The sequence below is a fragment of the Pseudomonas sp. PDM24 genome (assembly GCF_019218905.1).
GTDB lineage: Bacteria > Pseudomonadota > Gammaproteobacteria > Pseudomonadales > Pseudomonadaceae > Aquipseudomonas.
In genome coordinates this window covers 574,332-588,518 of sequence record NZ_JAHUWR010000002.1, presented here as the reverse complement: position 1 = coordinate 588,518, position 14,187 = coordinate 574,332, and the positions used below count along the sequence as shown (strand labels likewise).

The 14,187-nt window shown below is 55.2% G+C and carries 12 protein-coding genes and 1 pseudogene; all 13 read right to left on the bottom strand.

Features of this window, described 5'->3' with window-relative positions; all coding sequences use genetic code 11:
- Positions 1 to 60: 60 nt before the first annotated feature.
- The 13 genes and pseudogenes from KW837_RS10560 to tssI all read right to left on the bottom strand — a co-directional run bounded on the left by KW837_RS10560 (position 61) and on the right by tssI (position 14,182).
- Positions 61 to 672 carry an Imm43 family immunity protein gene (locus KW837_RS10560; protein WP_218395573.1) on the bottom strand — a complete coding sequence of 204 codons (612 nt, stop codon included), beginning with the start codon at positions 670 to 672 and terminating at the stop codon, positions 61 to 63.
- 31 nt (positions 673 to 703) lie between these two features.
- Positions 704 to 1,315: an imm11 family protein gene (locus tag KW837_RS10555; RefSeq protein WP_218395571.1), complete on the bottom strand. Its 612-nt coding sequence runs from the start codon at positions 1,313 to 1,315 to the stop codon at positions 704 to 706.
- A gap of 11 nt (positions 1,316 to 1,326) precedes the next feature.
- Positions 1,327 to 3,066: pseudogene (locus KW837_RS10550) on the bottom strand (RHS repeat-associated core domain-containing protein); the annotation flags it as partial.
- Between the two features lie 103 nt (positions 3,067 to 3,169).
- On the bottom strand, positions 3,170 to 3,652 hold the full coding sequence (locus KW837_RS28745; protein WP_256348655.1) for a hypothetical protein: 483 nt from the start codon (positions 3,650 to 3,652) through the stop codon (positions 3,170 to 3,172).
- 53 nt (positions 3,653 to 3,705) lie between these two features.
- Complete coding sequence (locus KW837_RS28740) at positions 3,706 to 4,125, bottom strand: hypothetical protein (protein WP_256348654.1); 420 nt, start codon at positions 4,123 to 4,125, stop codon at positions 3,706 to 3,708.
- Between the two features lie 222 nt (positions 4,126 to 4,347).
- Complete coding sequence (locus KW837_RS10540; RefSeq protein ID WP_256348653.1) at positions 4,348 to 4,731, bottom strand: hypothetical protein; 384 nt, start codon at positions 4,729 to 4,731, stop codon at positions 4,348 to 4,350.
- Positions 4,732 to 4,886: 155 nt separating this feature from the next.
- On the bottom strand, positions 4,887 to 5,345 hold the full coding sequence (locus KW837_RS10535) for a hypothetical protein (protein WP_218395569.1): 459 nt from the start codon (positions 5,343 to 5,345) through the stop codon (positions 4,887 to 4,889).
- A gap of 245 nt (positions 5,346 to 5,590) precedes the next feature.
- Complete coding sequence (locus KW837_RS10530) at positions 5,591 to 6,061, bottom strand: SMI1/KNR4 family protein (RefSeq protein WP_218395567.1); 471 nt, start codon at positions 6,059 to 6,061, stop codon at positions 5,591 to 5,593.
- A 13-nt stretch (positions 6,062 to 6,074) separates the two neighbouring features.
- A complete protein-coding gene (locus KW837_RS29035) occupies positions 6,075 to 6,311 on the bottom strand; it encodes an HNH endonuclease (RefSeq protein WP_218395565.1) in 237 nt (78 codons plus the stop codon).
- Positions 6,263 to 7,420: an ankyrin repeat domain-containing protein gene (locus tag KW837_RS10520; protein WP_218395563.1), complete on the bottom strand. Its 1,158-nt coding sequence runs from the start codon at positions 7,418 to 7,420 to the stop codon at positions 6,263 to 6,265. The genes KW837_RS29035 and KW837_RS10520 overlap by 49 nt, the downstream gene beginning before the upstream one ends.
- On the bottom strand, positions 7,421 to 11,779 hold the full coding sequence (locus KW837_RS10515; RefSeq protein ID WP_218395561.1) for an RHS repeat-associated core domain-containing protein: 4,359 nt from the start codon (positions 11,777 to 11,779) through the stop codon (positions 7,421 to 7,423).
- A 12-nt stretch (positions 11,780 to 11,791) separates the two neighbouring features.
- Entirely contained in the window at positions 11,792 to 12,226 is a 435-nt protein-coding gene (locus tag KW837_RS10510) for a DcrB-related protein (RefSeq protein WP_218395560.1), read from the bottom strand.
- 18 nt (positions 12,227 to 12,244) lie between these two features.
- Positions 12,245 to 14,182, bottom strand: coding sequence for a type VI secretion system tip protein TssI/VgrG (gene tssI / locus KW837_RS10505; RefSeq protein WP_218395558.1), 1,938 nt, complete (start codon positions 14,180 to 14,182; stop codon positions 12,245 to 12,247).
- Between the last annotated feature and the right edge of the window lie 5 nt (positions 14,183 to 14,187).

Here is a 14,187-nt window from a genome sequence, read left to right as displayed (position 1 = left end):
TTCGGTTTCGGTTAGCTTGATCTTGAAAAGGGTAATCACCTGCATGCTGAGTGGGGGGACCTAGGCTCTATCTATTGAGCCGACCTTCTCCGTATCGACCACTTCTGCACCTACCAGATTTAGTTCTTTAAGTGCAGTGGCGGCGTGAGGCGAAAGAAATACAAATCCAAGTAAAGTAATTTCATCGATACTAAAAAAATCTGTGCTGACATTTTCTTTGATTGTCAGGCTGATGATATTTTTGATTTCGCCGCTCGCTCGAAAATTAATCTTCGACTGTGTCTGATCGATTACGTCCACAGGCTCCTTGTCTATTCGTTGCTGGCGCATGAAAAAATATTGGCGCTGTGCGACCGAAACACCTATTGGGTTGACAATCTCCAACTCTGCGATCTCCCATCGGGAAGTTTTGAGGGTCTGGAAGACTTTCAGGAAGCGCTCACTGACAATATGCCCCTCAAAGGCTGTGCAAAAGTCAAAGTCATAGCGCTTGTCCTTGGTAATCAGCACCAGCTTCTTCGGGAGGGGAGCGAGAGCTTCGTCGGGGCCCGCGTCGTGCCAGTCGGCATCCATCGCATCGTCATAGGCGCCAGGGCTGAACGACTCATGAATGACGCCATCAATGAAGGTTGGACAGTTTTTGTCTTTCTTGAATGCAAGGGTATAGAACATGAAAGCCTCTTGTCTCATGAGGGCCAGAAGCCTAGGCCTGATTTTTATAAGGGACAAACGTGCGGTTGGCGATATAGAAACCCAAGCCTTTGTTGCTTTTGAATTTTTTCTCGATCATAGAATCGGCCAACTGCTGAGAGATCAGAAGGTCTCCCGACTCTGGCTCACGAGCGATCCCGCGCATTCCCGCAGCGTTGTCCAGGAACCAGGTTTTAGTGAAATAGATGATCGATCCGTCATCATCCCGTTCAGCGGCAGATTGCCCTTGATCTATCGCGTTGACGGTATTGATTGCATTCACTATGAAAAAAGCTTCGTCGACCTCTTCCCCGTCTGCAATGACGACAGCAGGTTGAATGAGTTGAATGTCCTGAGCAGATTGATGGGTGAGAAAATCCGCAAGTCGCTCAGTGACTAATGGGACTCCCCCAAGTAGCCATAGGCAGTCATACGCAAGCAGCTTTTTTTTCTTGCACGGAAAATAGACCTTTGGCTTGTCCATATTCAATGGATAGGGTTTTCCCGCCAACAATGACAGGTAGTCAAAATTCGAACCGGCGGTTTCATAAGAACCGCTTTCGATGTCATACGAGCCGATCAGTTGTTCGCTGTAATAAGTAGGGGCTTTCCAACTTAAGATCATGCTTGATTTTCCTAATCGTAATAAGCGCCGGGACGGGCATTTTTGTTCAGTTGCCTCTCGCCGGAACGGAGTAGTTTGCGCTCATCGGAAACTATTTTATCCAGGGCCTTGCGATATTGCGCCTGGTTCCAGTTGTTCCGCTTGCCGGCTTTCTCTACTTGGGTCATTCGTCCGGCCAGGTTGTCGTTGACTCTGCCGGCGTGGCGTCCCTCATGGATTGATCGGCGTCCGTCGGTCATGGCGGTAGCCTTATTGGGTAGGAAAATTTTATTTTGTCTGCTTTGCAAGTCAAATCCAGCTAACTTGAGCAGCGGATGATTTTTGGTGCTGGCGTGTTTATCACTCAGTATGTGATGGTCCTGATAGCCCTGTTTTTTCAGCTTGTTGATTCGTTTGTTAATGGATGACGAGCAACTCCATCCCAACGGGTCCACCCACTCGAGTGGATTGGCCGCATACAGATATAGATTGATTCCCCCTGCCAACCCAATCGGATCCGGCGAAGTAAACCGCCCCACATCCGGATCATAAAACCTGAACGTATTGAAATGCAGCCCCGTCTCCCGGTCCAGGTACTGCCCCTGGAACCGCAGGTTCTGTTCTTCAATGTAATACGGCTCGCGCACCTCTTCTAACGTGTTGCCCCACACCCGATAAGTCGCCTGCCAGACGTTGTGGCCGTCCGCTTCGGTGAGCTGTTCCGGCAGGCCGTTGAGGTCGTTGTGGTAGTAGCGGATTTTTTGCAGCGGGCCTGTCCCGTCGACGCGGGCCAGGGGTTCGTAGCCTTCGTCTTCGTAGAGGTAAAGGCTGGTCTGTTGATGGCGATGTTCCTGCAACAGGCGCAGGCCGTCCCAGGTGAAGCGGGTTTCTCCCAGTGGATAACCGTTGCTGTCGTGCCCGGTTTTTTCGATGCGCCGGCCCAGCGGGTCGTAGGTCATCCTGAGCACGCTGCCGTTGTCATTGCGCACTTCAATCAACCGGCTTTCGGCGTCGTAGGCAAAGCGTTGCAGGCCCCGTTTAGCGCTGCGTTTTTCGATCATCCGGCCGAAGGCGTCGTAGCGGTAACGCTTGTCCTGATAGGTCAGCAGTTTGTTGTGCACCACCAGCCCGGCACCGGGTTGCGGGCCGTCCAGCAGGTTGGCGGCGGCGTCGTAGGCGAAGGTTTCGCGCTGGCCGTGCAGGCTGTCCTGGCTGGCGATGATGCGGCCAGTGGCGTCGTAGTGCAGCAGTTGGCGCTGTTGCGTGGTGGGTTGCTGGTCGAGTTTGCCGATCAGGTTGTCGGCGGGGTCGTACTCGAAATGTTTCTGCACGGCGGCCGGCATCAGCGAGGGCTGGCTGGTGTGTCGGCGTTGGCGTGAGCGTAAACGGCCGCTGCGGTCGTACTCGCTGCGGGTGCTGATCTGGCCTTGGGTGCGTAGCACTTCGCGGTGCAGGCGGTCGCGTTCGAAGTCGCTGATGACCTGGCCGTCGAGGTTGATCTGGTGCAGGTGGCCGCTGCCGTAGTACAGGCGATTGAGCCAGCGGCCGTCGGGCAGTTGGGTCTGGATCAGGTTGCCGAGTTCGTCGTAGTGGTGGTGCAGGCTGCCAGCCGCGCTTTGTTCTTCGAGCAACTGGCCGAGGGCGTCGTAGGCGAAGCTCAGGGTTTGTGCGTTGCCCTGGTGGTCGGTGAAGGTGACAGCGGTGAGCTGGTCCAGCGGATCGTAGGTGTAGTCGGTGCGGCCATCGTCGGTGATTTTGGCGATCAGCCGGCCGTATGTTATCCAGAGCGGCTTGCTGTTCGATTCACATGGGCTTTTATAGGCTGTACAAGATATTGTAAAACGAGGTTGGATTATCTTTTATCAAGGATAGATCCTAGCCTATGGATATTTTTTCGAATAGTGATTTATTGATTGCCATTCGACGAGTGATTATTGCTTCCAACAGTTTGCTGAACAGCGTCTCATCATTGATGTGTTTTTTCAGTTTTAGAATTTCGCGAGGCTTGCTTTTCAGAATATAGAAGGAGTAATTCATCAAGATAATATTGGAGACAAACAGATTTTCCGTTGATTGAAGGGGGTTGATCGTATCGATCAAAGCATTAAAGATCTGCTTCTTGTTTTGAGCGTATGCGTGCAAAAATACGTCGGGATACATGAGTTCACTGTGGCGATCATTAATCCTGAAACGGTAGTTTGTATCGTCGGGCTCGGTCAATAACGTGACGATGCTTGTTTGATAGCTTTTCAATGTGCTTAGCAACTCATGTTCTTTTCTGATATCAAACTTGATCGCTTTGTAAGCCAAATTGATAACATCCAGAAAAGCTACTGGCCCCAAGGTGTCGGTAGCCATTACCAACTGATTATCCTTGATGCTGAACCGACGATATGCTTCGTCGTCAATACTCAATTCGAAAAGCAGGAACCTGAGCATGTAGTTCCTGTGCTGTGCTGTGCATCTGCGTCGAGAGGACTGTTCTTCAAGCTGATCAACTGAATCAGATAGAAGAAAATAAAATAGTCTTTGTTGGTTCGTTGGCGGTTGTCGATTTCAAGCAGATAGCCAAAGCGGGACAGAACCAAGAGAAGGGCATAGCAGTCCGATTCCGTGAAACCGTTTTTCGACATGGATTTTTCGAAGGCGCTTTTGGAAAATAAATCGTGCCAGCGGCTCACGAAGAAGGTCGAACCGTTGCGTTTTCTGGCGACGACAGACAGCAGTGAGGGCTCGTCTTCTTCGTAAAAAGCAGCGCCCAGCTTCGTTGGACACGGCCGAATGTTCAGGAAATTTTCAAGCTTGTATGAAAGTAGATTGAATATGTCCATTTCTTAAGGTTTTCCACATGCTGTCATGATTTACCCGGACCGCTTTCTCAACTTTTGTATTCGGAACCAAAACCCCTTTACCGCCTTGATAATTGCCCTGTGCGCGGCTTCGGCATCGCCCATCTTCTGGGCTTCGTCAGGCTGAAACCCTTGTGTAATGTGGCTTTTCAGGAACGTCCATGCTCAGGCAATGCCTGAAAATTTTTATTCTGGCACTTAGCATCATCCTGCCGCATACAAATAAATTGCATCTTCTGAAATGTATATTATTTTTCTGTTTGGGTGTGGCTGAACTGGAGTGATTAATAACTCGCGCAGATCGCCTGAAGTCACAGCATCATCAAGAAAACTCAAGAGATCGTTTCTTTCTGCCTTATACAGTTCGCCTTTGAAAATTATTTTTTTGCCTTTGTTAGCAATCAGCTTGTGCGCCACATAATAGTAGTCTGAAGTCATGTGAGGCTCCAGATCGCTAAGTGAGTTGAGTGCTTGAATGAAATCGCCTGAAAGTGTTGGCTGTAACATCAGTGAATAGATAGCTTCTCTGCTTTCATTCGGACCTAATTCAAATTTTTTAAGTTTTTCCAGTCGATAGTTGTTTTTCATGCTAGTTCGGAACGTCATAGAAAATATGACCATCCCCTCCATTGTTGTACCACTTGATATGAGGTGTGTCTCCAAAGCCGCCTTCTGGAGCCATGTGTTGCTCGTGGCCCTTAGAGTATTTTGCGGCACCATCGGAGCCATCACTTTGACACGGGCTATTGCCAAGAGGAAAAATCAGAAATATATATTTCATTTAGAATCAAATCCAGAGGTATGTCCTCAATACTATCGGCTATCTCATCATAAGGAGCGGGTAGCACATAGGAGAATCCGAAGTCATCATCGATAATTACTGAGCCATTAAATATCCGTTGACGCTTGGTAAGTTTTTTTATTTGTCCAAAAGACATTCCTGTAGAAAGTACACCTCTGTAAAGTCCTGGGTAATGTACATTACAACCAATTGAGAATATTGTTCCATCAGAAAGGGTTGCTATAGTGATGGTGTCATCTACTATATAGGCCACTCTCGTTTCGCCGTCTGGTAGGTTATAGTTCTTTACCTTGATGCTATGTTTTCTATATAGCTCATCGATATGGTTGGAGATGTTTTCCTCTAATATGATGTTTGCTGCGGAGTGCTTGGATTTGATATCTGCTGTGAAGTCAATCATATTTAAGCTCCACCATTCATAAACGTGCCATTAACATAAACTGGAGAGTCAACGCGAAGCTGAGTGCTGAGTGCTGAGTGCTGAGTGCTGAGTGCTGTGAGGTATGATGAGAGCTCTTGAGTTTCATACTAAGATAGGTTGGCGAGAGCACGACAGTCAGGACATACGCCATGCTCCGATGCTGCCCTCGCCACAGGGGATTTGCGCTTCTAACCAAGTTCGCTACTTGTGCGGCGTTGGCTCACTCACTCCTCGTCCAAATCTTCCTCATCGATCAGCCCTTGAACAAACCGGAGGAAGTTCGAGCAGACAAGTTTTTCGGATTGGGCCTGATTATCTTCAGGGCTTAAGTCGCTATCAAAGCTGTCAGTCGTGAAATAACTAACGGCCTCTGTATCAAGATTCAAGCAAAAGAAGTTGCCACCCCAGTCGTTCGCGAAAGGCAGGAGGTGTGCAGGAAGTACCTGTTTTTTCAGCATCAACTGATAGGTGGACAGCAGCGTGGAGTCGCTACCGGTAATCGGTTTGAACGCAGCCACTTCCAGTGGCTCGTCAAATTCTTCGCTGACCCAATAGGTCCGCTCCGGTTCGCCGCCGTTGTACTTGAGGTAATGGTTTCTAAAGGGCGTCGGTAGCTTCTTGCCAATGGCGGATTCCAGGTGATTCAGATCCGCTGTCGTGGCCGCTTCGTCATTTGAGAATGTGTTTTCAAGCATCGTTAATCTCCCGTCATGAACAGCGGCCAGGTTTGGGTTTAGGAATCTTGTTAGCCAGCCAACATTTTTTGGAGGCTGCAAGGACTGACTCAGTGCTCTCGTGTTTTTCATATTGAGCGACCGAACCACGGTGCGGGAGCGTAGCCTCATGCGCAGCTGTTTTGACAAGTTGAATCGTGGTTGTCCCTTCGCTCCACTTTTCTACTGCGTTATCTCTGGATCCGGAGCCGGAGTGACCACACTCGCCCAACTGGCCGTACGTTTGCGTTGTGTCAGAGCACGCAATGCTACTGCGTCAGGCTCGCCCTTTTTTGTGAATTTGACAGGTGCCAAAACATAGAGCATCACCTTTTCATCGTCGGGGATCGTCTCTTTTTCAGTTTTCGTATCCCAAGCTTTATCCACGGCCACGAAAGCATCCACTCCGGCTGGCCAAGCCAGGTCTGCATACACTGCATCGGAACGACGAATCAAGAAGCCTTCCGACAAGGGGCCATAATCGAACGTGTGGCGAGCGAGCAGAGACAGCAACTCGACCGGGAAAACCCAAGGACTGTGGGGGGGGAAACCTTGCTGTGTCAAAGGCCAGTCGCCAGGCAAGCATATGAATAATTCGGTATGAGGACTTTTGGCAAAAAGTCCGATGGTGAAGAGCAATTTGAACTTGTTTTTGCCATCGATGCAGCTAACACGCAGCTCCAGACCCTCTTCATTGGTGAAGGGGCTCAATTGGGCGGGTAAAACCCAGCCAGCGGTATTGTGCACGAAAGTGACTATAGAACCGCCAAACTCCTCAGGTCGGCCTTCAATAATGTCCATGATACTGACCGCGCCCAATTTTCTTAATGTGGACGCAATCTCGGTAAATCCCCAGGTATTGGCGATGTCCAATGGCGAAGTATTCAGCCTGGTGTGCAGTCGATTGATGTTGGCATGGTGTTCTATAAGAAGATTGACGACGTCCTGATGCCCAAAGGTAATCGCATCAATCAGCGGGGTGGTTATGCTGTTAGGCCACCCATCCACCAAAGCACCGGCCTCAAGAAACCATTGGCATGTTTGTAGATGTCCATTGCCAGCGGCTGCGGCAAGTGGCGTGCTATTGCCGGAACTGACGGCAGGCTGGTCCAGCGCAATACCTAAAGACACCAATAAGCGGCAAATTTCGGTTTGACCCTGTTCGGCAGCCATGTGCAGCAGGGTCTCATGCCCATCAAGGCCATACATGGGCAGGTGCAATAGAACAGAATTTCTCTCTAGGTGCTTTTTTAGTGAGGCTGCATTTCCCGACGCAATGTCTGCGTGAATGGCTAATAAAGTCGTGATGTTCTTTTCATAAATTTCTTCTGGGTTGTTCATTTAAAAAACACCTTTTGTCATTTGTGCACCCATTTTCTGTAATGCATTCTGGACACTGGCCAGACCGCCGACGTCCGCTTTCTGTAGTACTTCATAGACTTTTTTGGCGCTGGCTATCGAGTGATTGCCTCCCCCATTTTGGGCCCAAGTGAAGTTGCGCGGATCGTTGTTTAGACCAATCTTGTGTTTGGCCAGAATCTTTTGCGAGTCGGTAATGTACTTTTGATTTTGAGCTTTCCAGCTTTTTGGAGCTTTTTCGCGGACGATATGATGGTAATGCGGCTTTACCATACCCTTAGGTGCAGGTCCCATGGCTCTCTTCTGTGAGGCGCTGAGTCGACAAACTTCCCACCCCCACGGATCCACCCACCCAATCGGATTCGGTGCGTATTGATAGAGGTTGAATCCACCCACCAACCCAATCGGATCCGGCGTCGTAAACCGCCCCACATCCGGATCATAAAACCTGAACGTATTGAAATGCAGCCCCGTCTCCCGGTCCAGGTACTGCCCCTGGAACCGCAGGTTCTGTTCTTCAATGTAATACGGCTCGCGCACCTCTTCTAACGTGTTGCCCCACACCCGATAAGTCGCCTGCCAGACGTTGTGGCCGTCCGCTTCGGTGAGCTGTTCCGGCAGGCCGTTGAGGTCGTTGTGGTAGTAGCGGATTTTTTGCAGCGGGCCTGTCCCGTCGACGCGGGCCAGGGGTTCGTAGCCTTCGTCTTCGTAGAGGTAAAGGCTGGTCTGTTGATGGCGATGTTCCTGCAACAGGCGCAGGCCGTCCCAGGTGAAGCGGGTTTCTCCCAGTGGATAACCGTTGCTGTCGTGCCCGGTTTTTTCGATGCGCCGGCCCAGCGGGTCGTAGGTCATCCTGAGCACGCTGCCGTTGTCATTGCGCACTTCAATCAACCGGCTTTCGGCGTCGTAGGCAAAGCGCTGCAGGCCCCGTTTAGCGCTGCGTTTTTCGATCATCCGGCCAAACGCGTCGTAGCGGTAACGCTTGTCCTGGAAGGTCAGCAGTTTGTTGTGCACCACCAGCCCGGCGCCGGGTTGTGGGCCGTCCAGCAGGTTGGCGGCGGCGTCGTAGGCGAAGGTTTCGCGCTGGCCGTGCAGGCTGTCCTGGCTGGCGATGATGCGGCCGGTGGCGTCGTAGTGCAGCAGTTGGCGGTGTTGCGCAGCGGGTTGTTGGTCGAGTTTACCGATCAGGTTGTCGGCGGGGTCGTACTCGAAATGTTTCTGCACGGCGGCCGGCATCAGCGAGGGTTGGCTGGTGTGTCGGCGTTGGTGTGAGCGTAAACGGCCGCTGCGGTCGTATTCGCTGCGGGTGCTGATCTGGCCTTGGGTGCGCAGCACTTCGCGGTGCAGGCGGTCGCGTTCGAAGTCGCTGATGACCTGGCCGTCGAGGTTGATCTGATGCAGGTGGCCGCTGCCGTAGTAGAGGCGATTGAGCCAGCGGCCGTCGGGCAGTTGGGTCTGGATCAGGTTGCCGAGTTCGTCGTAGTGGTGGTGCAGGCTGCCAGCCGCGCTCTGTTCTTCGAGCAATTGGCCGAGAGCGTCGTAGGCGAAGCTCAGGGTTTGTGCGTTGCCGTGGTGGTCGGTGAAGGTGACGGCAGTGAGTCGGTCCAGCGGATCGTAGGTGTAGTCGGTGCGGCCATCGTCGGTGACTTTGGCGATCAGCCGGCCGACGGCGTCGCGTTCCAGTCGGTGAACGATGGGAGCGGGGGGCGACTCGGGGACGACGGCCAGGCCGTTGCCGTAAGGCGCCGGAACAGCCGTCACCGCCGCGACGTTATCCAGCAGGTCATAGGTGTAGCGCTTGGCGCTGCCATCCAGATCCTGTTGTTCGGTCAGCCGATCACCGGCATCCCAGGCAAACCGATAACTTTCGCCGTTCTCGTTGGTCAGCGCTTGCAGCCGCCCGTAGCTGTCATACCCGAATTGCACCTGCCGGCCGTGGGCGTCGGTGCGCTGGCGCACCTGGCCGCGGCGGTTGTGTTGATAGAGCGTGGTGTGCCCGGCCGGGTCGGTATAACCGGTCAATTGGCCGCTGATGTCGTGCTGGTACTGCTCGGTGCGCCCGTCCGGCAATTGGCTGCTGAGCAGGCGCCCTTGGGCGTCATAGCTGAATTGGGTGCGTTCACCGAGGGCATCGGTGATGGTTTGCAGATAGCCTCGGTTGTCGTAGCTGAACCGCGTCGGATAACCCGAGCAATCGATGTGCTCGACCAGTTGGCCGAACGGGTTCCAGCGCAGTTTCTTGCCTTTGCCAGTGGCGTCGATGATCTCGACGACCTGGCCGTGGGTGTCGTAGCGGTAGCGGGTGATGTGGCCCAGCGGATCGGTTTCGGCGATGCAGTTGCCGCGCTGATCGTAGCGATACTGCCAGCTGTTGCCGGCGGCGTCGGTGTCCACCAGCGGCAAGGCCCAGAGTTCCAGCCACAAGGTCGAGTCGCTGCGGCCTAGCGGGTCGGTTTCGCTGATCAGGTTGCCGGCGTCGTCGTAGCTGTATTCATAGCGACCGCCCTGTGGGTCGGTGGCGTTGAGCAACTGGCGCTCGTCGTTCCACTCGAACTGCCAGGTCTGGCCGAGGTTGTCGGTGTATTCGGTGATCTGGTGCTGGCTGTTCCAGCGCCGCGTACTGACGCGTTGCAAGCTATCGGTGATGCGCGTGACACCGGTGCCGAGGTCATAGTCGAACCGGTAAGCGTCGCCCTCGTCGGTCCAGTGCCGGACCACGCGCCATTCCAGGTCTTCAATCAGCGCCCATTCATAGAAGCAGCGCAGCCCGGTGGGCAACTGGTGCTCGACCATTCGCCGTCCGGCGTCGTAGCTGAAGCGCCGTTGTACCTGGTCGGTGGCGTCGCGCACTTCGGCCAGATCGCCCGCTGCGTCGTAGCCATAGCTGGCGAGTACTTCGCGGTGTTGGTCGGGGTACAGGCGTTCAACCCGAGCCACGCGTTCGCGTTCGCGAATCAGCTCGACCTGCACCAGATCGAAGGTGTCGCGCAGTCGCACCAAGCGTCCGGTTTCGTCATAGTCGAGATGGATGCGGTTGTCATTGCGGTCGCCCAATTGATCAAGGCGCAGCAGCGCTGTATTGCCCGGCGTCGGATTGAACAAGCGGTACACACCGTCATCGCTTTCGATCAACAACTGCCCATTAACGTGGCGTCGAACACTCAGCCCTTCGCCCGCACTGAACACCGCGCCGCCCAAGGGAATCGAACCCATGTCGATGCGCCGGGCCTGCTCATCGGTGTAGACCAGCGTTTCTCCACCCTCCGGGTGAGGCAGGATTTCAACCCGCACCTCGTAGGACACACTCCAACCCGCCCCAAACAACCCATCGCGACGTTCGTCACGGCTGTTGTAGAAGCGCTGCCAATCCATCGGCAAGATGCCGGGCAACACGAAATCCAGCTCGTCATCGCCACCCAGCACCTTGGCCCCGGTCGCCGCGTGCACCGGGTTCGACGAGCCCATGGCGGCGTTGGCCATGGCGCCCATCGCGCTGCTGACGGCCATCGACGTCGCGCCACCGATCAGCATGCACGGCAATTTGCTGAAGAACTTCCCCTTGCCGCCCTTGAGCATCAGCAACGCGGTGACCGCCAGCCCTACGCCTGGGGTCTTGCCGCTGCGGATCTCGCGCACCACCACCGAACCGCCACCGATGGTCACGTTGGAGGAGATCAACCCGGACGACACCACCTTGGCATCGCAGGTGCTGCGGTCGCCGCTGCGCACGGCGGGCTGGCCGTTGATGGTGACCTTGTCCGAGCCCTCGGCCATAAACTGCGGCGGCATCGGCGGATGTTTCATGCAGACGAGCAGGTCCAGCGGCTTGGGCACGGCGCCCGGCGCCGGGGTAGCAACGGTGGGGCGCCACATCTGGGAGAAGAAGCTCTCGGCCATGTCCAGGTAACTGGCTTCTGCTTCGGGCTCGGGTATTTCCAGCTCGGTGCCGGCGGGCGCGACATGGGACGGGATCGCTCCGGCAGCCCGGGCGGCGGGAATGTTGTTGGTGAGGGTGTTGGTGGAACCGGTGAGAATGTTCGCCTGCACCGTGGGCGGAAACAGCGCGTTGCTGAAGCTCTCGCACAGATTGCTTAAGCCTTTGTCGGCCCCGGTCTTGCTCATGGCAAGGCCCACGATCGTGCCCACCACCAGGCCGAGCACGAAGCAACCCAACCCGCCAGTGACGACGGTGATGCCGGTGGCCGCCACCACGGCGGCAGTGGCCAGCGCGGTAATCGCGATGTTGGCCGCGACCTCGAGCACGCCACCGAGGATGTCGGCCATCATCGAGGTGTGATCGAGCGCATCGCCCAGGCGGGCGGCCCAGAGTGCATCAGACATGCAAGGTGCTCATCAGGCCGGAACGTCGAACAACAGCGAACTCTTGATGGTCGCCCAATGCGCGGCTTCGGCATCGCCAAGTTTCTCGGCCTTCACGTAGCTCAGGGCGAGCATCTTGCGGGTGCCGGGCAACACCAGTGCCAACTGGTATTGGAAGACTTTGTCGTTGCCCTTGTTGAACTGGCTGCGCAACTCGATGCCTTCGACTTCCTGGCTGGCGCCCAGATGCACGGCGACGCCCGGTTGAAAACGCAAGTCTTGCACTTGTTTTTCCAGGCGCTTGAGCTGGTCGTCGAAGTTGCTTTGCAAGGTTTCGCCCTCGGCCAGCAAGCTGCGGCTGACAATCAGCGAAGTGCCCAGTTCAGGGAACTTGAGGATGTTGATCGACGCGTCTTGCAGTTCGCCTGCCGGCAGTTGGAACTGAAATTCATTGATTCGGTAAGTCATGGAACACAGATCTCGTGATTAGCCCTTGGGCTTGGGAAACGCGGCATTGATGTTGGCGTCGATGCTGGCCTTGACGCCCTGGCCATCAGGCGTGGCGCCAGCGCCGCCGCCGTTGTTCAGGTGCAGCACGCCGCCGGTGTTGAACTCGGCATCACCGCTGGCATAGAAGCTGATTTGCACGCCGGTCAGGTTGATCTGGCCGCTGGCATTGAGTTCCAGGATGCTTTCACCACAGACCAGCCGCAGGTTCTCGCCCACTTCAATGACGTAGCTCTGGCTGATGCTGTCGGTCTTGCGCTGGCCCACCGAAAGAATGTCTTCCTGTTTGACGATACGCAGGCGGTTGTTGCCAATGGTCACCGTCTCGTTATGCCCGATGCTCTTGTTGCGGTCGTGGCCCACCGAGTGGCTTTCATCCACCTCGACCACGATGTCCTGATTGCGCTCGGCATGGATGTACAGCTGCTCGGCGCCTTTCTTGTCTTCCATGCGGATTTCGTTGAAGTTCGCCGGTGTGCCGCCCTTGCTCGAACGGCTTTTCATGCCGCTTTGGGTGGCGTTTTCCGGCAAGTCGTAGGGCACGGTTTGTTCGGCGTTGTAGACGCGGCCGGTGATGATCGGCCGGTCCGGGTCGCCTTCGAGGAAGCTGACGATCACTTCCTGGCCGATCCGCGGGATCTGCATCGAGCCCCAGTTTTTACCGGCCCAGGATTGCGACACGCGAATCCAGCACGAACTGTTTTCGTTGGACTGGTCGTGACGGTCCCAATAGAAATGCACCTTCACCCGGCCGAACTGGTCGGTCCAGATTTCCTCGCCCTTGGGGCCAACCACCAGTGCGGTCTGCGGGCCTTTGACGATAGGGCGGTGGGTGTTGGGCAGGGGACGGTAGCTTTGTTGCGCGTCGATGCAGGTCAGGCTGCTTTCGAACTGCGCCGAAGCGCCAGCGCCGCCGGTTTCCCCGCTTTCCTGGGCGACGTAGTAACGGGCGCCGACGATCAGGTATTCGCGGTTCTGGTCCTGGCGGCTGAAGCCCGTGAGGCTGAACAAATGCCCCGACCCCAGGCCCCGGGCGTTGCCGGCGAACTCGACCTGTTCGTGCAGGGTCTGCAAGGCTTCGATGCGGGTGCGGGCGTAATGTTCGCCGTCTGCGCTTTGCACATAGGTGCCGGGATAGTCGTACAGCGGATAGTCGCCGGCGGTGTGCGGACGAGGCATGGCCGAGCGCACGTCAATTCGCGCGCTGGGGCGCTGGAAGTCATAGTCGTTGAGTTCCAGCGAGCCCGGCTGGACTTCCTGGGCCAAGCGCCAGTCGTGAATGTGATCGCGTTCGCGCTGCTGTTCATTCTTGGGGTAGTAGGGCACCGAAGCGTAGCCGGGCACGCTGGTGTGGGCGCCGTAGGCATCGGCCAATACCAGCACATGACGACCCTGTTCATGGCGGAAGAAGTAGTAGATCCCTTCCTGCTCCATCAGGCGGCTGACGAAATCAAAGCTGGTTTCGCGATACTGCACGCAGTATTCCCACTCGCGATAGGGCCGGCTCAACGCATCTTCGAAGTCGGAAAAACCCAGGTCGCGAAAAACCTGCTTGATGATCTGCGGGATGGTCAGGTTCTGGAAAATCCGGCAATCGGAGGTGCGGGTCAGCAGCCAAAGCCAAGGCCGCAGCGTGGCCTGGTAGCTGGCGAACTGGCCCTGGTCGACGTTCTGGCTGCAACGGGCAACGATGCCATGAAAAAAGCGCTCGCCACCGCCGTCCAGTTGCAGGCTCAGGCACATGGGTTTGCCCAGCAACTGATTGAGGTCGATGGCGTTGTCCAGCGAGTGCAATTGCAGCTCATAGTTGAACAGCCGCCCCAGCTCTTCGCCGCCGCCCATGTCCTTGAGCAACAGCACATCCGGCCCCAGGGGGCTGGTGATTTTTGCCAGACGTGAGAGTTGCTTGAATAGCATCAGTT